This is a genomic window from Streptomyces sp. MBT53 (assembly GCF_016654115.1).
In the GTDB taxonomy this organism is placed as follows: Bacteria; Actinomycetota; Actinomycetes; order Streptomycetales; family Streptomycetaceae; genus Streptomyces.
In genome coordinates this window covers 1-19,312 of the sequence record NZ_JAEQAZ010000173.1, presented here as the reverse complement: position 1 = coordinate 19,312, position 19,312 = coordinate 1, and the positions used below count along the sequence as shown (strand labels likewise).

The window sequence follows — 19,312 nt, the reverse complement described above, 5'->3', positions numbered from 1 at the left end:
GGCCGACGGGCAGATCACGCTCGAGCACCGCCGCGGTCCGCATCCCGGGGGCGGGCCGAGCGGGCGTGGGCTGGGCAGCTGCGGACTCGGCGGATGCGGGTCGAGCGAGGACGGCCTCCGGAGGGCCGGGCTCGTCGGCAACGGACTCACCGGAAGCCGCCCCGACGGAAGCAGGCTGCTCGAGGACGGCCTCCGCGAGACCGGGCCCGGCGACCGCGGACTCACCGGAAACCGGTTCACCGGAAGCGGACCCTTCGGAGGCAGGTCCGGCGGGAGCGCGCCCCGCGGGGACGGCCGCCGTCCGCAACACGGCGTTGCGGCGCAGCGCGCGCAGTCCCACCCCCAGCGCGAGCACCCGGCACAGCACGGTCGAGGCGGCGGCGCCCTGGACGCCGTAGAGGTGGATGAGGAAGGGGTCGCAGACCAGGATCAGGCCGTTGGCCAGGAGGGCCAGGCGCATCGGGGTCCTCGTGTCGCCGGCGCCCTTGAGGATGCCGTCGACGAGTTGCTGGACGTAGAAGACGGCGACGCCCGGCAGGGAGATCGTGAAGTAGGCCACCGCGAGCGGGAGTTCGGGCCCCGCGCCGCCGAGGAGCAGGCGGGACAGCGGGGCGCGGAGCAGGAAGCCGGCCGTGACGACCGCCGGAGTGACCAGTGCGCACAGGGCCCAGCCGCCGCGGACCGCCGAGCGCAGCGCCGCCGGGTCGCGGGCTCCCCTCGCGTGGGCGACCAGCACGGTCGTACCGGAGGCGAAGACCAGGGCGATGCCCAGCAGCACGTTCTCGGTACTGGTCGCGACGGCCACCGCGGCGACGGCCGGGCCGCCGAGCCCGGCGACCCAGCCGGTGTTGATGATCCCGGCGGCGACGGAGGCGAGGAGCGAGAGGTAGACGGGGTGGGCGAGCGATATGAGCCGCTTGCGGTGACTGTTCACGGCGACAAGACCTCCTCGATACGAGCTACCTCTAATCGAGGTAGCTCGATAAGAGGTATCATGACCCCATCCCGCCCGCAAGGAGGACACATGCTGGAGCTCTCGATCCTGGGCTTCCTCGCCGAACAACCGCTCCACGGCTATGAGTTGAAGGAGCGGATCAAGGCGCTCAGCGGCCATGTGCGCCCGGTCAGCGACGGCGCGCTCTACCCGGCGATCACCCGCCTGGTCACCGCGGGCAAGCTCGACCAGCACACGGAGGACGGCACGAGCGCGGCCCCGCGCCGCGTCCTGTCCCTCACCGGGGCGGGCCGCGCGGACCTCCTGGAACGCCTCCGCCACCCCAAACAGACCGAGATCACCGACCATGTCCGCTTCAACACGGTCCTGGCCTTCCTACGGCATCTGCCGGACCGGAAGGAGCAGGCGAACGTGCTGCGCCGCCGGCTGGAGTTCCTTCAGACCCCCGCGAGTTTCTTCTACCGGGACGGTGAGCCGGTGCGGGCGGAAGAGACCCAAGACCTGTTCCGGCAGGGCATGTTGAGGGTCGCGCGGGCGACCGGCACGGCCGAGCGGGAGTGGCTCACCGAGGCCATCACCCAACTGGATCAGGCGAGTTGAGCCTTGAGATAGTCCCGCCACTGCGCGGTGAAGTCGTCCAGGCTCACGCCGAGGACCTTCTTCATCGCGTCCTCCACCGCCCCGGCCCGCTTCTTGTGGGCGCCAACCGCCCGGTAGAACTTGCCCAGTTGGCCGACTCCCCAGCGGTCCTCGATCATCCGGCAGGCCAGCCAGCCGCCCTCGTAGGCCTGTGCCAGCTCGCCGGCCTCGCTGCTGAAGCCGAAGTCCTTGTCGGTGGGGAGTGCGGTCGGGACGTGGCCGTCCTCGACCGCGCGGTAGAGCTCGGGTGCGGCCTGGGTGGGGGTGCGGCCGGTGCCGCGGTAGCCGATCCAGTCGGCGTAGCCCTCCGAGAGCCAGAGGGGGGTCGCGGGGGTGGTATGGGCGCGGGTCGCGACGTGGGTCGTCTCGTGGGTGAGCACGACCTGCTTGCCGACCGAGCCCAGCAGGGCGTACGCGTCCGGGTTGACGATGATCCGGTCCGCCGGGGCGTCGCCCGAGCCGCCCGCCTCCCCCGTCGTCACCGCGGCGATGCCCCGGTAGGACGCGGCCGGTGCGCCCAGGAGCCCCGCCATGCCGTCCAGGGAGCCGGGGACAAGCACGACGACGTGCCGGGTCCAGTCGGTGCCCCAGGCGCCCGACACGGCCGGTACGGCGTGGTCGGCGAGCGTGCGGTACTCGCGCAGGCCGGCGACGGACTGCCCGACCCCCATCACCAGGCTGTGCGCGCCCTTGACGACGCTCACCTTGCCCTGGTCCCACAGCTGCTGGCCCGACTTCTTCGCGGGCTTGTCGGAGTCGACGTACCACTGCCCGTCCGCGGTGAGGCGGAGCGTGAGCGTCCGGCCGACGGTGACGGGTGAGGTGTCGTAGCCCCGGACGCGGTAGCTGAGGTCGGCGTCTGCGGTCGCGGTGGCGCCGGTGCGGTGCAGCGAGGTGAGCCGGTAGGACCAGGACGCCAGCGGTACGGCGCTCAGGTTCTCGTACGCCGTGCGCGCGCCGGTGCGGGCGTATGCCGTCTCGTCGTGGTGCAGGACGGCCGCCGCCCGGGTGTCCAGCAGCCGCTGCACCACCGCCTTCGTACTGTCCGCCGCCGGCTGCCCGCCGCACGCCACCAGCGAGCCGAACAGCAGACACAGCGCGAGCACTCCGGAGCGCGACGCCCGCCTACGACCAGTCACTTCCCGATCGTACGACCCTTTCGCGCCGGTCAGACCCTCGTGACCGACGAGACGGGCATCATGCCGACCGGGTCGTAGCGCACCGGCGCGCCGGGGTAGGGGGCGTGGATGACCTGGCCGTTGCCCACGTACATCGCGACATGGCTGGCGTCGGAGCGGTAGACGACGAGATCGCCGGGCTGGGCCTGGGAGAGCGGGATCTGGTGGCCGGCGTAGCGCTGTTCCTGCGAGGTGCGCGGGAGGTGGACGCCCGCACGGGCGTACGACCACTGCATCAGGCCGGAGCAGTCGAAGCCGCTGGGGCCGGTGGCGCCCCAGACGTAGGGCTTGCCGAGTGCGGACTGGGCGGCGGCCACCGCAGCGGCGGCGCGGCCCGAGGACGGGACGCCGGCGCCGAGGTCGGGGATGTCCACGCGGGAGGAGCGGGAGGCCCGGTCGAAGGCGGCGCGGTCGGCGAGCGGCATCCCGTTGAGGATCTGCCGGGCCTTGGCGAGCTTGCCCTCGACGGTCTTCTTGTGACCGGCGACGGCCTTGCGGCTGCGCTCCAGTTCGGCGAGGTGGCCGGAGGCCTCGCTGCGCTCCTGCGCGAGTTCGCGCATGGCGTCCTGGAGATCCTTGAGCTCGCCCGCCTGCTCGGTGGTGATGCGGTCGAGGACGGAGGCCTTGTCGAGGTAGTCGGCCGGGTCGTCGGAGAACAGCAGCGCGACGGTGGGGTCGATGCCGCCGGAGCGGTACTGGGCGCCGGCGAGTGAACCCAGCGCGTCCCGCATGGTGTTGATGCGCTGCTGCTGCCGGGCGATCCGGTCCTGGGCGTCGCTGACCTGCCGGTGCAGCTGCCCGGCGCGCTCGTCGGCCTTGTCGAAGGCCTGGGTCGCCTTCTCGGCCTCCTGGTAGAGCCGGTCCACCTCGGCCCGGGCGTCGTCGTGCGGCGCGGCCACGGCGGAGCCGGCCGGAAGGGCGCCGAGTGCCGCTGCGGCGGCGGACATCACACAGACCGCGGCGCTGGCGCCTCGGTCGAACCCGGACGGTGCTTGGCGACGACGGGATCCCACGGGAAGCCGCACTCCTTCCGCTGGCGGACACGGACCGCTCCCCCGATGCGGGGAAACGCGCCAGACAGTAGCTCTGTGAAGGGGTGCGGGCCAAAGACCTCCGCGGGCACACAACGTGACGCCCCGCCTATGACGCAGGTCATGGGCGGGGCGTGGAGTCAGCGTGGTGTGTCGTAATTCGCCCGTTCGGGCGGTCCGGAACGACCGGATACGGACCGGATCAGATCCGGACGCCGAACTGGAAGGGCATGTTGGCGATCGACTCGTAGCGCACGACGGCACCGGTGTGCGGGGCGTGCAGCACCTGGCCGTTGCCCGCGTACAGGCCGACGTGGTGGTAGTCGCCGTAGAAGATGACCAGGTCGCCGACCTTGAGGTCGCTCTCACTGTAGATCCGGGTGCCGGCGTTCGCCTGCGCCTCCGACGTGCGGGGTATGGAGACACCCGCCTGCGCGTAGGCCCAGGAGGTGAGGCCGGAGCAGTCGAAGGAGGACGGGCCGGAGGCGCCGTAGACGTACGGGGAGCCGATCACGGACTGGGCGGCGGCGAAGGCCGAGGCCGCGCGGCCCGAGGCGGAACCGGTGTTGCCGAGGTTCACGCGGGAGGTGGAGCGGCTGGCCGCGTTGGCCTGGTCCTGGGCGAGGGACGCCTTCTCCGCCGCCGTCAGGGTGTTGAGGAGCTTCTGGGCCGAGGCCAGCTTCGCCTTGACCTCGTCCTTCTTCTTCTTGAGCTCGGTGCGGGTGGCGGAAAGGTCCTTGAGCTTGGTGCTCGCCTCCGCGCGCTCCTGGGCGAGTTCGCGCTGCTTGCTCTGGATCTTCGTGAGCGCCTCGACCTGCTGAGCGCTCAACTGGTCCATGGTGGACGCCTTGTCGAGGTAGTCGCTCGGGTCCGAGGACAGGAACAGCTGGATCGACGGGTCGATGCCGCCGGTGCGGTACTGGGCGCTGGCCATCGTGCCGAGGCCGTCCCGGAGCTTGTTGAGCTCCTCCTGACCGCGGGCCACGTTGTCCTGGATGGTGGAGATCTCCTTCTGGAGCTTCTCCTGCTTCTCCTGGGCCCCGTCGAGCTTCTCGGTGGCCTGCTCGGCCTGCTCGTAGAGGGCGTCGACCTTCGACTTGACCTCGTCCTTGCTGGGCTTCTCGCTCGGCGCGGCGTTTGCGGCCTGAGCGCTGAAGGCAACGGCGGCTGCGGCTGCGGTGGTCAGCACAGTCACACGCGTGCGGCTCGGCTGCTTCGGTCGACGATGGGACGCCACGGAGTCGAGCTCCTTCTATTGAGTGATCACCCGTTCGGAGGTTCGAGGCACGACCCTAGTGACGTTCCTGTGATCAGTTCAAATCCTCACACGAAAAAATGCCGTCACTCAAAGCATTCTTTGCACATAACCAACATGCAGTGATGGTCGATTGACGCTACGTTGCGTGACCGATCGGTCAATTCCGGCATTAAACCTGTACGTTGACCTTCACGACAGTCGCTTGAGGAGTACCGCAGAAGCGACGGGCCGCGCGCCCGCCTTCGCGATGCCGTCGGCCACCTCGCGGTCGGTCGACACCACGATGACCGGCCGGCCCGGCGGCTCCGCGCGCACCAGCTGGCGGATCAACTCGTCGGCGGTGACGCCCGGTTTGGAGAACAGCACCCGCACCCCGCGCGGCGGCGCGAGCAGCACCGGCGCGGCCAGCTCGGCCCCGTCGAAGACACAGGTGACCTCGGCGCCGGTCTGCGCGGCGAGTTGCGAGAGCTGCCCGAGCAGTCTCAACCGCTGCTTCTCCAGGGGCATTTGGGGATAGCCGGTCTTGGTGACGTTGTAACCGTCGACGACCAGATGGGCCTGCGGCAGCGCGAGCAACTGGTCCAGGATCGCGGGGTCGTTCTCGGACAACGCCCGCGCCGCGATGTCCTTCGGGGTCATTCGTCCCGGTTCGACCGCGTCGACGGTCTCGGCGGGCCGTACGGAGACCGGCGGCAGCGCCAGCTCCCTGCGCAGCCCCTGGGTCGCCTCCAGCACGGTGTCCAGCAGCAGCCGTACCCGCATGTCCTCGACGCTGCGCCCCTCCCGGGCCGCCTTGCGGGTGGCCTCCAGGGCCGCCTCCGCCTCGGCGAGCCGGGCCTTGAGCCGCCGGCCCTCGCTCTCGGCCGCGGACAGCTGCGCCTGGCCCTCGGTGCGCGCGGTGTCCGTCTCGGCCCGCAGCTTGCGCAGGGCGGCCTCGCCGCGCTTGATGTCGCTGTGCGCCGACCGCAGCTTGCGGTGAAGCGATTCCGCTTCCTTCTTCGCCGCGTCCAGCTCGGTGCGCAGCCGCTCCGTCTCGGACCGGGTCGCGTCCCGCGCCTGCGCCAACTCCTCGCGCAGCCGCTCCAGTTCGGCCCGGCTCTCCTCGTCGGCGCGCTCGGCGTCGGCGCGCAGCGCCTCCTCGCCGGCGGCGGTCACCAGCTTCACCCAGCCGGTGGGGCGCAGAACATAGGCCGCGGCCGCCACGTCGAGCGGATCCGCGGCCGGGGGCGGCGAGCCGGAGTCGAGGGCGCCGGTCAGCTCCGGCTGGGTCTCTCTCAGCTTCTCCCCGATACGCTGCCGGAACAGCGGATCGGTCTCCAGCGCGGCGGCCATCGCGTTGCCGGCGAACTTGGCGCGCCGGTTGGGGGCGAAGCGGGCGTACTGTCGTAGCTGCGCGGGCAGTTCGGCGACGGTCAGGCCGCCGAAGCCGTCCGACACGATCTGTACGACTCTCCTGCGCACGCCGTCGGGCAGCGGACGGTCGAGCACCTCGGCGGCGCCGTCGCCCGGCCCCCCGCCTGAGTTCTCCACCATCCCTCACACCCCAATACGTGTGCGGGGCCGCTCCCTCTCAGGAGCCGGCGCCCGGCCTGTCCACGAGTTCCACCTGATCCACGGCGTTGCACCAGCGGCAGCGCACCGACTCGATGGTCTCACTGACCACCTCGCGCTCCTCCACCTTCGGCTCACCCGCCAGGTCCAGGTGGAGGTACTCCACGACCTTCGACGAACGCGTCACGTCGAAGCGCGTGAGGTTGCCGCAGAGGGTGCAGCGCCACCGCGTCGAGGCGGTCGGCAGGGGTACCGTCATCGTGGCTGTCCGCTTCCTTCTTGTTCCAGTTTCCGTGATCGCCGGTTTGCCCGGCGAGTGTGGCTCGTAACCCTACGGCCTGGCGGGTACTCGCCGCTCGGTCGTCCACAGCGGCGAGGCACCCTGACCCGGTGCGTCCCGTTACGTCATGCTCTGTGTCCATGATCAGCACCTGGGCGACAGCGGCCGTCAGAGCCCTCCGGAACACCTCGACACCGATGACATACGCCCTGATCGCCCTGTGCTGCCTGATCTTCGTCCTGGGCCCGGCCTCGGGTTTCGTCCCGTCCTACGGCACCGGGGACGCGCTGCTCGCCGCGCAGCGGGCGTACTTCCACCGCTGGGGAGTGGTACCGGCCGACCTGTTCGCGAGCCCGGCGCGAGAGGCCCTGACCCCGGTCACCGCCCTTTTCATCCACGGCAGCTGGATCCATCTCCTCGGCAACATGCTCTTCCTCTACGTCTTCGGAGCGATGACCGAGGAGCGGCTGGGCCGGGTCGAGTTCACCCTGTTCTACGTGGTCTGCGGCTACCTGGCGCTGCTGGGCTACGCGATGGCCAACGCCGACTCCGCGCAGTCCCTCGTCGGCGCGTCCGGGGCGATCTCGGCGGTCCTCGGGGCGTTCCTGTACCTGTTCCCCCGGGCCCGCGTGACGAGCCTCCTCCCCTTCCTCTTCTTCCTGCCGCTGCGCTTCCCCGCGTGGGTCGTCCTGCCGTTCTGGGCGGCCCTCCAGTGGCTGGCGGCGGGGCAGGCCGCGCAGGGGCCGGGGGTGGCGTACCTCGCCCACCTGGTCGGCTTCACGCTGGGCTTCGGCTACGCGTGGGTCAGATTCGGAAAAAGGAAGGGCCCGAAGGGCGGCTCTGGAAGGGCGGTGGTGGGCGACGGGAGGGCGACTAGAGTGAGGGCCGCCCCAGCAACGGTCCCCGAGGGAGAGAACCAGCCGTGATCACCGCGATCGTCCTCATCAAGACCAGCGTGGACCGGATTCCGGAGATCGCCGAGTCGATCGCCGCGCTCGAATCCGTGAGCGAGGTCTTCTCCGTCACCGGTACGTACGACTTGATCGCGATGGTGCGGGTGCGACAGCACGAGGATCTGGCCGAGGTCATCCCCGGCCGGATCAGCAAGATCCCGGGCGTCGAGGGCACGGACACGCACGTGGCGTTCCGGACGTACTCACAGCATGATCTTGAGGCTGCGTTCGCCATTGGGCTGGATTCTTGAGGTTGCTCGCGTGACTGGGCGGACTGGTCATGGCTCCTCCGTCCCGAGAGCCTTTCGAGCGGCTTGCTGGAAGGTGCGGTCCGGAGCGCGTTTCGCTCGCCATGCCTGCTGGAAACGCGCGGCGTACTCATCGAGTCGGCCGTGCCCCTCCCGCCGGGCCGCCGCGTACCAGTCCATCCCCGCCTTCTCCCACTCGTACATGGCCACGCGTAGTTCCTCGGCCGCCTCCGCGGCCGCCACCGGCCCAGCGACGGCAACGGCCGCGACCGCGGTGCTGAATCGGGTCCATGCCTCGTGCACCTCGGCGAAGGCGGTCCGCCACTGCTCGGGCGTGGATTGCTCCGTCCAGACGACGTCGGAAAACCGCCACCACGCATTCGACAGCAGCTTCGTGCTTGCGATACACGCGCCGTACGCCTCCCGACGTGCGGCTTCGCGCCGGTGCTCCCGGTCCGCCTGCAACTGCCGTTGCTGCTGGCGCCCTTGACCGAGCACGGAAACCCAGCCGCCGGCCGCGGCCCCCAGCGCGCCGACCGCCGCGCCCACCAGTCCCACCACGCTCGCGTCCATCACCGCGTATTAGATCGCGGATGTCGAAATCACGGCCAGAGCGCGCGATGGGGGAGAGGCGCGGATCGTTTGCGGGTGACCGTGCGTTGTGGCTGGTCGCGCCCACGCGGCGGAGCCGTAAATCGATACAGCCCCGCGCCCCTGGGTGGGCTGCCCCTGAGACCTGTTGCATCACACCGTGGGCACGCAACGGCCGTTCTCCGTGCGGTAGTTCCACTTGGCGCCGTCGGTCACCAGTTCTCGTACCGCCGTCACGAAGCGCTCCACGTGCTCGTCCGGGGTGCCCGCTCCGAAGCTGACGCGGATCGCGTTGAGGGACTTTTCGCCTGGGGCGGCCTCGGGGGCGCCGCATTCGCCCTGGGTCTGGGGGTCGGTGCCCAGGAGGGTGCGCAGCAGGGGGTGGGCGCAGAAGAGGCCGTCGCGGACGCCGATGCCGTACTCGGCGGAGAGGGCGGCTGCGAAGTGGGAGCTGTTCCAGCCGTCGACGACGAAGGAGATCACGCCCACGCGCGGGGCGTCGTCGCCGAAGAGGGACAGGATCTTGACCTGGGGGACCTCGGCCAGGCCCGCGCGGACCTCGGCGATCAGGTGCTGCTCGCGGGCGACCAGCGTATCGAAGCCCGCCTCCGTGAGGGCCTTGCAGGCCGACGCGATGGAGTAGGCGCCGATGACGTTCGGGGAGCCGGCCTCGTGGCGGGCGGCGCTGTCGTGCCACTCGACGTCCACTCCCCCGTCCTCGCGCCGGGTGACCTTGCGGCTGGCGCCGCCGCCCGCGAGGTAGGGGTCGGCGGCCTGGAGCCAGTCGGCGCGGCCGGCGAGGACGCCGGAGCCGAAGGGGGCGTAGAGCTTGTGGCCGGAGAACGCGATCCAGTCGACGTCGAGGTCCTGGACGGACACCGGGTGGTGCGGGGCGAGTTGGGCGGCGTCCAGGACGATGCGGGCGCCGTGGGCGTGCGCCGCGGTCGCCAACTCCCGTACGGGCCACAGTTCGCCGGTGACGTTCGAGGCGCCGGTGACGCAGACGAGGGCCGGGCCGTAGGGGTCGCGGGCGGCGAGGGCCTGCTCCAAGGTCGCCACAGCCTGGGCCGGGGTGCGGGGGGCGTTGAGGTAGGTGACCCGGGCGTCCTTCCAGGGCAGCAGGGACGCGTGGTGCTCGGTCTCGAAGACGAAGACCTGGCAGTCGGCGGGGAGGGCCGCGGCGAGGAGGTTGAGGGAGTCCGTGGTGGAGCGGGTGAAGATCAGCTGGTCGTCGGGGCGGCAGTCCAGGAACTCCTCGACCGTCTTGCGCGCGTTCTCGAAGAGGTCCGTGGAGAGCTGGGAGAGGTAGCCGGCGCCTCGGTGGACGCTGCCGTAGTACGGGGCGTACGCCGCCACGTCGTCCCAGACGCGCTGCAGGGCGGGGGCGCTGGCCGCGTAGTCGAGCGCCGCGTAGGTGACCTCGCCGCCCGTGACGAGCGGGACGGTGACATCCCGGCCGAGAACGGGCAGTGGGGCACAAAGCGTCGTGGCGGTGGCCGTGGTGGAGACAGACATGGCGAACTCCTGTGAGAGGCAAGGCGGTTCCGCCGTGCGAGCGGGACATGGCTCAAGCACGGAGGGGGTGAAAGGGGGTGTGCGGAGGCGGGGCTCGACGCCCTATCGCATTCGCTTGCTCACAGAGGGCTCCCTCGATGACCAGGACCCCTGGTGTCTTTCGAGGGGCCCGCGCTTGCCGCAGACCTCGCTGCCTACGGCCTGGTCTTCACCCGGGGCACCCCGCCACGGACGGAGGGTTGCCGGACAGTCGGCCGGGGCCTCATGACTGTCACTCATGACCTGGTCCAAAAACTTACGTGAAGTGATCGTCGTCCCGCAACCCGTGTCCGGATCGCGGGACGACGACCGCCGTACCGCCTACCGCTACGCGTTGGTGGCCGCCGCCCAGCGCTCCAGCGTGCGCTTGGCCGCCCCCGAGTCGATCGACTCGGCCGCCTTCTCCATCCCGGCCCTGATCCGGTCCGCCAACGGCCCGTCCCCGCGCTCCAGCGCCACCAGGGCAGCCGCCGAGTTCAGGAGTACGGCGTCCCGCACCGGGCCCTTCTCACCGTCCAGGAGACGGCGGGCGACACCCGCGTTGTATTCGGGGTCGGCGCCGCGCAGGGCCTCCACGGGGACCAGTTCGAGGCCCACGTCCCGGGGGTCGAAGGACTCCTCGGTGACCTTGCCGTCGCGGACGATCCACACCCGGGAGGTGGCCGTGGTCGTCAGCTCGTCGAGGCCGTCGTCGCCGCGGAACACCAGCGCGGAGGAGCCGCGTTCGGCGAGCACGCCCGCGATGAGCCCGGCCATGCGGGTGTCGAAGCAGCCGACCGCCGACGAGGTGACCTTCGCCGGGTTGGTGAGCGGGCCGAGCAGGTTGAACGCGGTCGGAATCCCCAGCGCCCCCCGGACCGCGCCGACGAACCGCATCGACGGGTGGAACTTGGCCGCGAAGCAGAAGGTGATCCCGGCCTCCGCCGCCACCCGCGCCACCTGCTCGGTCGGCAGGTTCAGATTGATGCCGAGCTTCTCCAGCACGTCGGAGGAGCCGCTCGCCGAGGACGCGGCCCGGTTGCCGTGCTTGACGACCTTCGCACCCGTACCGGCGATCACGATCGCGGACATCGTCGAGATGTTGACCGTCTTGGCCCGGTCGCCGCCCGTGCCGACGATGTCGACGGCGGGACCCGGGATGTCCAGCGGCTTCGCGTGGGCGTACATCGTCTCGACGAGACCGGTGATCTCCTCGACCGTCTCGCCCTTGGCCCGCAGCGCCACCAGGAAACCCGCGATCTGCGCGTCCGCGGCCTCACCGCTCATGATGCGGTCCATCGCCCACGCCGTGTCGGCGGTGCTCAGATCCTGTCCGGCCAGCAGCGCGCTCAGTACGTCGGGCCAGGAACGGGCCGCCGCGGTGTCGCCTCCAGCGGGGGTCACAGCGCTCATACGGCCGCTCCTGAGAGTCGTAGAAACATCGTTCATTGGACATGCCCACCCTATCCAGCACCGGGCACGGCGAAGGGCCCCGTCCGGTGTTCGGACGGGGCCCTTCGACTGTGGCGTGGCGACGCCTCAGCGATCAGTGGTGGCCGTGGCCGCTCGTGATCTCCTTGTACTCCTCGACAGTGGGCTTGGCGATCTGCGACTCCTCGCCGTAGTACGCCTCGCTCAGCTTGGCGCGCAGCTTCTCGGTGCCCTTGACCTTGCGCTCGACACCGTTCTCGTCGACCGTCGCGCCGATCGCGGCCGGCACGTACTGCTCGTGCGCGGTGAGCGTGTGCAGCGCGTCCTGGCTGAGCGGCTCGTGGATCTCGACGAACTCACCGTGCGGCAGGCGCTTGATGATGCCCGACTCGCGGCCGTGCAGCACCTTGTCCTTGTCGCGGCGCTGGAGGCCGAGGCAGACCCGCTTGGTGGCGATGAAGACGAGCACCGGCACCACGAAGAAGGCGACACGCACGAACCAGGTGATCGAGTTGATCGACAGGTGGAAGTGCGTGGCCCAGATGTCGTTGCCGCCACCGACGAGCAGGACGAAGTACCACGAGATCCACGCGGCACCGAAGGCCGTACGGGTCGGGACGTTGCGCGGGCGGTCCAGGATGTGGTGCTCGCTCTTGTCGCCGGTGACCCAGGACTCGATGAACGGGTAGACCGCGATCGCGACCAGGACCAGCGGGAAGATGATCAGCGGGATGAACACGCCCAGGACGAGCGTGTGACCCCAGAAGTTGATCTCCCAGCCGGGCATGAAGCGGATCAGGCCCTCGGAGAAGCCCATGTACCAGTCGGGCTGGGCGCCCGTGGACACCATGTCCGGACGGTACGGACCCATGGCCCAGATCGGGTTGATCGAGGCGATCGCCGCGATGGCCGCGATGACACCGAAGACCAGGAAGAAGAAGCCTCCGGCCTTGGCCATGTAGACCGGCAGCAGCGGCATGCCCACGACGTTGTTGTTCGTCTTTCCGGGACCCGCGAACTGCGTGTGCTTGTGGTAGAAGACCAGGATCAGGTGGCCGACCACCAGACCGAGCATGATGCCCGGCAGCAGCAGGATGTGGATCGAGTAGAACCGCGCGACGAAGTCGCCGCCCGGGAACTCGCCGCCGAAGAGGAAGAACGACAGGTACGTGCCCACGATCGGCACGGACAGGACCGCGCCCTCCATGAAGCGGACACCGGTGCCGGAGAGCAGGTCGTCCGGGAGCGAGTAACCGGTGAAGCCGGTGAACATGCCCAGGACGAACAGCAGGAAGCCGAACAGCCAGTTGACCTCACGGGGCTTGCGGAACGCACCCGTGAAGAACACGCGCATCATGTGCACGAACATGGCGGCCAGGAAGATCAGCGCCGCCCAGTGGTGGATCTGACGGATCAGCAGACCACCGCGCACATCGAAGGAGATGTGCATCGTCGAGTTGAACGCCTCCGACATCAGCTGCCCCTGGAGCGGGACATAGCTGCCGTGGTACGTCACCTCGTTCATCGACGGGTGGAAGAACAGCGTCAGATACACACCCGTGAGGATGATGATGATGAAGCTGTAGAGGCAGACCTCGCCCAGCATGAACGACCAGTGGTCGGGGAAGATCTTGCGCATGTTGGACTTGGCCAGGGAGTAGATCCCGAGGCGTCCGTCCGCCCAGTCGGCGATCTTCTCGCCGGCCGGTGCTTTGTCGCGCCGCTCGTTGGTCTCGTTGGTGCTCATCCGCGCTCCCAGAATGCAGGACCGACGGGCTCCTCGAAGTCGCCGAGCGCTTCGAGGTAACCCTCGTCGCTCACGCCGATGCGCAGCTGCGGCAGGGCGTGACCGGCCGGGCCGAAGATCACTCGGGCACCGTCGGAGAGGTCGAAGGTGGACTGGTGGCACGGGCACAGCACGTGGTGCGTCTGCTGCTCGTACAGGGAGATCGGGCAGCCCACGTGGGTGCAGATCTTCGAGAAGGCCACGATGCCCTCGTGCGCCCACTCCAGCTCGCGCTTGTCCTTGATGTTCTCCGGCTGCAGCCGGACGATCATCAGCGCCGCCTTGGCGATCTCGGTCTGGAACTCCTCGTCGGTCTCCTCCAGGCCCTCGGGCTTGGCGAAGGTGAGCGAGCCGACGGCCACGTCCGAGGGACGCAGCGGCAGGTTCGTGTTCATGTTGACGAGCAGCTTGCCCTTGGACCAGATGGTGTGGCGGAGCTTCGTCCCCGGCAGCGGGCCCAGGTCGCGCAGCAGCATGACGCCGGAGAGCGGGAACAGGGCCAGCGCGCCGAACATCGTGTTGCGAATCAGCTTGCGACGGCCGAGCGCCGACTCCTTGGCGCCCTCCTTGAAGTCGGCCAGAACCTTGGCCTTGACCTCGGGGGGCGCCTCGATCGCGTGCCGCTCGTCGGCGATCTCCACGTCGGACATCAGGGTGCGGGCCCAGTGGACCGCGCCCGCGCCGATGGTGAAGAGCGCTCCGCCGAGGGTCAGGCCCAGCGCGAAGTTGAGCGCGCTGATGTGACCGATCGGGAAGACGAAGATCGACTTGTCGGCCGGGATCGCCACGTACGAGGCGATGAAGCCGACCGTGAGGAGCATCGACAGCGTGAACAGGAAGGCGACGACGCGCTCGGACCGCTTGGCGGCCCGCTCGTCGATGTCCTGGACACGGTGCTCGTGCGGCGGCAGTCCCGGGTCGGCGAACGGGTTCTGCTCGTCCGCGACCGACACCGCGCCGTGCGCGTCCTGCTCAGCGGGCAGGTTCTCTTCTGGAATGTCTTGGCTACTCATGACTTCTTGGCCTTTGCGGTCCGAGCGGCGACCCAGACGGCTACCGCGATCAGCGCGCCCAGACCGAAGATCCAGGCGAAGAGACCCTCACTGACCGGACCGAGACCGCCCAGCTCAAGACCGCCGGGGCTCTCGGTGTTGTCGCCGTTGACCGCGTTGAGGTACGCGATGATGTCCTTCTTGTTCTTCGACGACAGCGTGGTGTCGGGGAAGGAAGGCATGTTCTGCGGGCCGGTCTGCATGGCCTCGTAGATGTGCTTCGGGGCAACGCCTTCGAGGCTCGGCGCGAACTTGCCGTGCGTCAGCGCGCCGCCCTTGCCCGTGAAGTTGTGGCACTGGGCGCAGTTGGTGCGGAACAGCTCGCCGCCCTTGGCGATGTCCGACCCCTCCGGCCCGTACTCGTTCTTCGTCGGGATGACCGGGCCGGCGCCCAGCGAGGCGATGTACGCCGCGAGCTGGTCGATCTCGGCCTGGGAGTAGATGACCTTCTTGGCCGGGATCTGAGCGCCCGGCTGCTGGGCCGGCATACGGCCGGTGCCCACCTGGAAGTCGACCGCCGCGGCGCCGACACCCACCAGGCTCGGCCCGTCGGATGAGCCCTGACCGCCGGTGCCGTGGCAGCTGGCGCAACCGACGGCGAAGAGCTTCTTGCCCTCGTCGATGGAGAGGGACTGAGCCGACTCGTCGGCCTGCGCCTTGCTCGCGGGCGCGAGCAGGCTGAACGCCCCCCCGGCTGCCGCCAGCGCGAGGAGTAGTACGACGACCGCCGCCAGCGGATGGCGTCGTCGTGTGGAGAGCTTTTTCACGGATTACCCCGGTGTCAGGATCTTCTGCGTCGATGCTTCTGGAATGTGCGCTTCTTGGCCGCGCGCGGGATCGGGCCCGACTACTTGATCAAGTAGATCGTGGCGAAGAGGCCGATCCAGACGACATCGACGAAGTGCCAGTAGTAGGACACGACGATGGCCGCGGTCGCCTGTTCGTGGGTGAACCTCTTCGCCGCGTAGGTGCGGCCGAGGACGAACAGGAAGGCGATGAGGCCGCCCGTCACGTGCATGCCGTGGAAGCCGGTGGTCAGATAGAACACCGAGCCGTACGGGTCGGAGGACAGCGACAGGCCGTCCTTCTTCACCAGCTCCGTGTACTCGAAGATCTGACCGCCGATGAAGATCGCACCCATCACGAACGTGATGATGAACCAGCCCCTGAGCTTCTTCACGTCCCCGCGCTCGGCGGCGAAGACGCCGAGCTGGCAGGTGAGGGAGGAGAGCACCAGGATCGTGGTGTTGGTCGCGGAGAACGGAAGGTTGAGATGGCTCGCCATCTCCTTCCAGTGATCCGGACCGGTCACCGATCGCAGGGTGAAGTACATCGCGAAGAGGGCCGCGAAGAACATCAGCTCGGAACTCAGCCAGATGATGGTTCCGACGCTGGTGAGGTTCGGCCGGTTGACCGACGGGTGCGCGTGCCCGGTTTCTACTGTCGTTGCTGTCGCCACGACCGACATTATGTCGGTCGCTTATCCCGCCCTCACTCCGGGGGGTGCCGTTCGGAGTGTTCGCAGCGTGTGTACTGCCCGTATGGCCCATCGCAGGGGTGTTCCAACAGGTGTTGACGGGGTGTTCAAGGGAGTAGCATCCGCCGCATCGGTACCCGAGGTTTCCGAAGTTCCCGACCAACGACGCGGAGGAACAATGCAGCCGACTGCCACGGTGCTCGTCTACAGCGACGACTCCAACACCCGCGAGCAAGTCCGGCTGGCCGCGGGGCGCAGGCCGGCTCCCGACGCACCGTTGGTGGAGTTCCTGGAGTGTGCGACGCAGGCTGCGGTCGTCAAGGAGCTGGATCGGGGTGGTGTTGACGTCTGTGTCTTCGACGGGGAGTCCGTGCCGATGGGTGGCATGGGGCTGTGCCGTCAGGTGAAGGACGAGGTCTTCAACTGCCCGCCTGTGCTTGTGCTTATCGGGCGGCCCCAGGATGCGTGGCTTGCCACGTGGAGCCGGGCGGACGCGGCTGTGACGTTGCCTGTCGACCCTGTCGAGTTCGCTGCCTCGCTGGCCTCTTTGTTGCGGGAGAAGCGGGCACTGAGCGCCTAGTGGCTCGGGGCGCGAGGTGTGTGGCGACTGCGGGCCGGCCGTGGCCGGTCGCGCCCACGCGGCGGAGCCGCAAATGTCACAGCCCCGCGCCCCTGAGTGGGTCACCCCCAGGTGGGTCACACTGACTCGGGGCGGAGCCGTGCCGCGTCTTCCGGCCTCGGACCATCAGGCGTTCCGCCGACCAGCGCGCTGCCGCCCCGCCACTTCTTCCAGCCGACGTTCCAGTCGCCGAAGCCGTTGCCGAAGGGTTCCATGTCGTCGCCGTTGGAGTTGACGACCTTGACCACGTCGCCCTCGTGGATGGTGTCGAAGAACCACTCGGCGTTGCTGGTGCTCATGCCGGTGCAGCCGTGGCTGACGTTCTCGGAGCCCTGGGAGCCCACGGACCAGGGGGCCGCGTGGACGTACTCGCCGCTCCAGGTGACGCGGGTGGCGTAGTACACGGGGAGGTCGTACGAGTCCGAGGAGCCCTCGGAGATGCCGACGGTGGTACCGCGCATCCGTACGAAGTACTCCTTGCCCAGTACGACCTTGACGCCGTTTCGGGTCTCGAAGCCGGGCTTGCCGGTGGTGACGGGGATCTCGTTGATCTCCTCGCCGTTCTTGTAGACCGTCATCTCGTGGGACGCGGCGTCCGTCACGGCGATGATCTTGTCGCCGGTGGTGAGCTTGAGCCCCTTGGACTTGCCGCCCCACAGGCGGTCGCTGATCTTCACGCCGTCGAGGTCGCTGCGGACCTGGATGGTGGCGTGGGCGGGCCAGTACTCCTTGGGGCGGTAGTGGAGTTCCTTGTCGTCCACCCAGTGCCAGGCGCCCTCCACGGCGGGCACGGAGTCCACCCTGAGGGCGCGTTCCACGACGGCCCGCTGTGCCTTGTCCTTGACGGGCTTGTTGAGTTGGGCGGTGATCGGCTGGCCGACGCCGTAGGTGCCCGCGTCCGGACCGAACTTCACGGTCAGGCTCTTCTTGGTGGTGGGCCTGGTGGTGTCGAAGGTGAGGACCTTGCGGCCGGGGGCGCCGTCCTCGTCCTCCGTGCTCACCCGCACCGTGTAGTGGGCGTTGGCGGCCAGCGGAGAGGTGCTGCGCCAGCGGGTGCCGTCGGCGTTGAGTTCGCCCGTGACATAGCGCCCCGTGGCGTCCGTGGCCGTGACGTCCGTGATCCGTCCGTCGTCCTCGGAGGTGGTGACCTCCAGGGGCTTGTCGGGGTCGGCCTTCTTGCCCTTGCCGGACGGGCCGTTGAAGGAGATCTGCCCCGCCGCGTCGTACGGCTTGTCCGACAGCGGGTTGCCGCCGCCGGACCCGCAGGCGGTGAAACCCGCGCCGAGGGAGATCACCAGCAGGGTGCAGCTGACGACGGTGCGGATGCGCGGAGAGTGGTTCATGGCCTCACGCTATGAAGCTTCGTCAGCGGCGGCGCGTTGGGTCACTCGGATGAGGGACCGGGACTGCGGCAAAAGCACGAGCCCGGACCCTCCTGACGGAGTGTCCGGGCTCGGGTGCGTGCCGCGTGTGCTACTGGGTGCGGTTCTCACCGCGGTAGTACTCGAAGACCCAGCCGAACAGGCCGAGCACGATGAGCGGCGCCGAGAAGTACAGCAGCCACCAGCCGATGGCCACGCCGAGGAAGGCCAGCGCGCCACCGATGCCGAGGGCGAGGGGCTGCCAGCTGTGCGGGCTGAAGAAGCCCACCTCGCCGGCCTCGTCCGCGACGTCGGCCTCCTTGTTGTCCTGCGCCAGCGTGTCGACCCGCCGGGCGGTGAAGCCCAGGTAGAAGCCGATCATGACGCAGAGGCCGAAGGCCATGAAGAGGGCCGTGGTACCGGCCGCCTCCTTGGACCAGAGGCCGTAGACAACCGCCATGGCGAGCACGAAGGCGCTCAGCCACATGAACATCCAGCCCTGGACCTTCACTTGCCCGCCTCCTTGCCGCCGGCGAGGGCCTTGTCAGCGTGGTGCGCGTTCTCGAGCTGGTCGAGAGCGGCGATCTCCGGGTGGTGCAGGTCGAACGCCGGGGATTCGCTGCGGATGCGGGGCAGGGTGAGGAAGTTGTGCCGCGGCGGCGGGCAGGACGTCGCCCATTCGAGCGAACGGCCGTAGCCCCACGGGTCGTCGACCTCGACCTTCTTGCCGTACTTGGCCGTCTTCCACACGTTGTAGAGGAACGGCAGGATCGACAGGCCGAGCAGGAAGGAGCTGATCGTCGAGATCGTGTTCAGGGCGGTGAAGCCGTCGGCCGCGAGGTAGTCCGCGTAACGACGGGGCATGCCCTCGGCACCCAGCCAGTGCTGGACCAGGAAGGTGCCGTGGAAGCCGATGAACAGCGTCCAGAAGGTGATCTTGCCGAGGCGCTCGTCGAGCATCTTGCCGGTCATCTTCGGCCACCAGAAGTGGAAGCCGGAGAACATCGCGAACACGACCGTGCCGAACACCACGTAGTGGAAGTGCGCGACGACGAAGTACGAGTCCGAGACGTGGAAGTCCATCGGCGGCGAGGCCAGGATGACACCGGTCAGACCACCGAAGGTGAAGGTGATCAGGAAGCCCGTCGCCCAGAGCATCGGGGTCTCGAAGGACAGGGACCCCTTCCACATCGTTCCGATCCAGTTGAAGAACTTCACGCCGGTGGGTACGGCGATGAGGAACGTCATGAAGGAGAAGAACGGGAGCAGCACTCCGCCGGTGACGTACATGTGGTGGGCCCACACCGTCACGGAGAGGCCGGCGATGGAGATGGTCGCGGCGACCAGTCCCATGTAGCCGAACATCGGC

Annotated in this window: 20 protein-coding genes and 1 riboswitch; of the genes, 4 read left to right on the top strand and 16 right to left on the bottom strand. The window is 69.0% G+C overall.

All coding sequences use genetic code 11. The annotated features are described in order from the left end of the window. Window positions 1-934, bottom strand: a 934-nt coding sequence (locus JHN45_RS40310) for an MATE family efflux transporter (RefSeq protein WP_307783330.1), incomplete at its 3' end; no start/stop codon positions are given. A gap of 90 nt (window positions 935-1,024) precedes the next feature. Between JHN45_RS40310 and JHN45_RS40305 the strand changes: the two genes are divergently transcribed. After that, window positions 1,025-1,555, top strand: a complete 531-nt coding sequence (locus JHN45_RS40305; protein WP_201054406.1) for a PadR family transcriptional regulator — start codon at window positions 1,025-1,027, stop codon at window positions 1,553-1,555. Here JHN45_RS40305 and JHN45_RS40300 read toward each other — a convergent pair. The 5 genes from JHN45_RS40300 to JHN45_RS40280 form a co-directional block, all read right to left on the bottom strand. Beyond that, a complete protein-coding gene (locus tag JHN45_RS40300) occupies window positions 1,543-2,733 on the bottom strand; it encodes a hypothetical protein (RefSeq protein ID WP_307783329.1) in 1,191 nt (396 codons plus the stop codon). The two genes, JHN45_RS40305 and JHN45_RS40300, sit on opposite strands and share 13 nt — an antisense overlap. 29 nt (window positions 2,734-2,762) lie before the next feature. Further along, complete coding sequence (locus JHN45_RS40295; RefSeq protein ID WP_200711598.1) at window positions 2,763-3,785, bottom strand: NlpC/P60 family protein; 1,023 nt, start codon at window positions 3,783-3,785, stop codon at window positions 2,763-2,765. Between the two features lie 220 nt (window positions 3,786-4,005). Beyond that, complete coding sequence (locus tag JHN45_RS40290; protein ID WP_200711599.1) at window positions 4,006-5,040, bottom strand: C40 family peptidase; 1,035 nt, start codon at window positions 5,038-5,040, stop codon at window positions 4,006-4,008. Window positions 5,041-5,250: 210 nt separating this feature from the next. Beyond that, window positions 5,251-6,594 carry an NYN domain-containing protein gene (locus tag JHN45_RS40285; RefSeq protein WP_200711600.1) on the bottom strand — a complete coding sequence of 448 codons (1,344 nt, stop codon included), beginning with the start codon at window positions 6,592-6,594 and terminating at the stop codon, window positions 5,251-5,253. A gap of 37 nt (window positions 6,595-6,631) precedes the next feature. Next, a complete protein-coding gene (locus JHN45_RS40280; RefSeq protein WP_019067815.1) occupies window positions 6,632-6,871 on the bottom strand; it encodes a hypothetical protein in 240 nt (79 codons plus the stop codon). Window positions 6,872-7,032: 161 nt separating this feature from the next. Between JHN45_RS40280 and JHN45_RS40275 the strand changes: the two genes are divergently transcribed. Together JHN45_RS40275 and JHN45_RS40270 are read left to right on the top strand one after the other, a co-directional pair. Beyond that, on the top strand, window positions 7,033-7,818 hold the full coding sequence (locus JHN45_RS40275; protein ID WP_201054405.1) for a rhomboid family intramembrane serine protease: 786 nt from the start codon (window positions 7,033-7,035) through the stop codon (window positions 7,816-7,818). Next, entirely contained in the window at window positions 7,815-8,096 is a 282-nt protein-coding gene (locus JHN45_RS40270) for an Lrp/AsnC family transcriptional regulator (RefSeq protein WP_019062383.1), read from the top strand. Before JHN45_RS40275 ends, JHN45_RS40270 begins: the two co-directional genes overlap by 4 nt. Before the next feature lie 27 nt (window positions 8,097-8,123). On the opposite strand, the gene JHN45_RS40265 is transcribed toward JHN45_RS40270, so the two are convergent. The 7 genes from JHN45_RS40265 to JHN45_RS40235 all read right to left on the bottom strand — a co-directional run bounded on the left by JHN45_RS40265 (window position 8,124) and on the right by JHN45_RS40235 (window position 15,954). After that, window positions 8,124-8,666, bottom strand: coding sequence for a hypothetical protein (locus tag JHN45_RS40265; RefSeq protein WP_201054404.1), 543 nt, complete (start codon window positions 8,664-8,666; stop codon window positions 8,124-8,126). A 171-nt stretch (window positions 8,667-8,837) separates the two neighbouring features. Next, window positions 8,838-10,199 carry an aminotransferase class V-fold PLP-dependent enzyme gene (locus JHN45_RS40260; RefSeq protein ID WP_201054403.1) on the bottom strand — a complete coding sequence of 454 codons (1,362 nt, stop codon included), beginning with the start codon at window positions 10,197-10,199 and terminating at the stop codon, window positions 8,838-8,840. Window positions 10,200-10,365: 166 nt separating this feature from the next. After that, window positions 10,366-10,482: riboswitch (SAM riboswitch) on the bottom strand. Between the two features lie 83 nt (window positions 10,483-10,565). Next, window positions 10,566-11,630, bottom strand: coding sequence for an anthranilate phosphoribosyltransferase (gene trpD / locus JHN45_RS40255; protein ID WP_201054402.1), 1,065 nt, complete (start codon window positions 11,628-11,630; stop codon window positions 10,566-10,568). A gap of 133 nt (window positions 11,631-11,763) precedes the next feature. Then, entirely contained in the window at window positions 11,764-13,395 is a 1,632-nt protein-coding gene (locus JHN45_RS40250) for a cytochrome bc complex cytochrome b subunit (RefSeq protein WP_200711604.1), read from the bottom strand. Then, window positions 13,392-14,447, bottom strand: a complete 1,056-nt coding sequence (locus JHN45_RS40245; RefSeq protein WP_200711605.1) for a ubiquinol-cytochrome c reductase iron-sulfur subunit — start codon at window positions 14,445-14,447, stop codon at window positions 13,392-13,394. The genes JHN45_RS40250 and JHN45_RS40245 overlap by 4 nt, the downstream gene beginning before the upstream one ends. Continuing rightward, complete coding sequence (locus tag JHN45_RS40240; RefSeq protein ID WP_019067822.1) at window positions 14,444-15,253, bottom strand: c-type cytochrome; 810 nt, start codon at window positions 15,251-15,253, stop codon at window positions 14,444-14,446. Before JHN45_RS40240 ends, JHN45_RS40245 begins: the two co-directional genes overlap by 4 nt. 80 nt (window positions 15,254-15,333) lie before the next feature. Continuing rightward, window positions 15,334-15,954: a heme-copper oxidase subunit III gene (locus tag JHN45_RS40235; RefSeq protein WP_019067823.1), complete on the bottom strand. Its 621-nt coding sequence runs from the start codon at window positions 15,952-15,954 to the stop codon at window positions 15,334-15,336. A gap of 187 nt (window positions 15,955-16,141) precedes the next feature. Here JHN45_RS40235 and JHN45_RS40230 point away from each other — a divergent pair, with 187 nt between their 5' ends. Further along, complete coding sequence (locus tag JHN45_RS40230) at window positions 16,142-16,543, top strand: hypothetical protein (protein ID WP_200711606.1); 402 nt, start codon at window positions 16,142-16,144, stop codon at window positions 16,541-16,543. A 116-nt stretch (window positions 16,544-16,659) separates the two neighbouring features. On the opposite strand, the gene JHN45_RS40225 is transcribed toward JHN45_RS40230, so the two are convergent. From JHN45_RS40225 to JHN45_RS40215, 3 genes are all read right to left on the bottom strand, one after another. Further along, window positions 16,660-17,925, bottom strand: coding sequence for an Ig-like domain-containing protein (locus JHN45_RS40225; protein ID WP_200711607.1), 1,266 nt, complete (start codon window positions 17,923-17,925; stop codon window positions 16,660-16,662). Between the two features lie 130 nt (window positions 17,926-18,055). Then, complete coding sequence (locus JHN45_RS40220; RefSeq protein WP_200711608.1) at window positions 18,056-18,454, bottom strand: cytochrome c oxidase subunit 4; 399 nt, start codon at window positions 18,452-18,454, stop codon at window positions 18,056-18,058. After that, window positions 18,451-19,312 (bottom strand): cbb3-type cytochrome c oxidase subunit I (locus JHN45_RS40215; protein WP_201054401.1); only part of this gene is annotated, 862 nt, incomplete at its 5' end. The genes JHN45_RS40215 and JHN45_RS40220, both read right to left, overlap by 4 nt.

Excerpts from the sequence above, each read along its gene's own strand:
- JHN45_RS40265 (WP_201054404.1), bottom strand. The coding sequence starts at position 8,666 with ATGGACGCGAGCGTGGTGGGACTGGTGGGCGCGGCGGTCGGCGCGCTG.
- JHN45_RS40250 (WP_200711604.1), bottom strand. The coding sequence starts at position 13,395 with ATGAGCACCAACGAGACCAACGAGCGGCGCGACAAAGCACCGGCCGGC.
- JHN45_RS40225 (WP_200711607.1), bottom strand. The coding sequence starts at position 17,925 with ATGAACCACTCTCCGCGCATCCGCACCGTCGTCAGCTGCACCCTGCTG.
- JHN45_RS40285 (WP_200711600.1), bottom strand. The coding sequence starts at position 6,594 with ATGGTGGAGAACTCAGGCGGGGGGCCGGGCGACGGCGCCGCCGAGGTG.
- JHN45_RS40245 (WP_200711605.1), bottom strand. The coding sequence starts at position 14,447 with ATGAGTAGCCAAGACATTCCAGAAGAGAACCTGCCCGCTGAGCAGGAC.
- trpD (WP_201054402.1), bottom strand. The coding sequence starts at position 11,630 with ATGAGCGCTGTGACCCCCGCTGGAGGCGACACCGCGGCGGCCCGTTCC.
- JHN45_RS40230 (WP_200711606.1), top strand. The coding sequence starts at position 16,142 with ATGCAGCCGACTGCCACGGTGCTCGTCTACAGCGACGACTCCAACACC.
- JHN45_RS40260 (WP_201054403.1), bottom strand. The coding sequence starts at position 10,199 with ATGTCTGTCTCCACCACGGCCACCGCCACGACGCTTTGTGCCCCACTG.
- JHN45_RS40275 (WP_201054405.1), top strand. The coding sequence starts at position 7,033 with ATGATCAGCACCTGGGCGACAGCGGCCGTCAGAGCCCTCCGGAACACC.
- JHN45_RS40235 (WP_019067823.1), bottom strand. The coding sequence starts at position 15,954 with ATGTCGGTCGTGGCGACAGCAACGACAGTAGAAACCGGGCACGCGCAC.
- JHN45_RS40280 (WP_019067815.1), bottom strand. The coding sequence starts at position 6,871 with ATGACGGTACCCCTGCCGACCGCCTCGACGCGGTGGCGCTGCACCCTC.
- JHN45_RS40305 (WP_201054406.1), top strand. The coding sequence starts at position 1,025 with ATGCTGGAGCTCTCGATCCTGGGCTTCCTCGCCGAACAACCGCTCCAC.